The organism is Seonamhaeicola marinus (genome assembly GCF_008085455.1).
Window position 1 is genome coordinate 1 of record NZ_VSDQ01000590.1, and the last position, 236, is coordinate 236.

Below are 236 nucleotides of genomic sequence, written 5' to 3' on the forward strand. Positions count from 1 at the left end.
GTTTGAGTCTTTTCAATCGGGTACATTACTTCATATTGGGTTACAAGAAGGAGAGTCTGCAAAAGTAGATGAGCTTTTAGCTATCATTGGGCCAGAAGGAACCGATGTTTCAGAAATAGCAAAAAACTACAAAGTAACCACCGAAGCACCAAAAACAGAAGAAGCGCCAAAAGCAGCTACATCAACTAAAACTGAAGCGCCAAAGGCAGCACAACCAAAAAAAGAAAGCAAACCAC

The 236-nt window shown here is 40.7% G+C and carries 1 pseudogene; it reads left to right on the forward strand.

Going from position 1 to position 236, the window contains the following annotated elements:
* Positions 1-236: pseudogene (locus FUA24_RS25145) on the forward strand (pyruvate dehydrogenase); the annotation flags it as partial.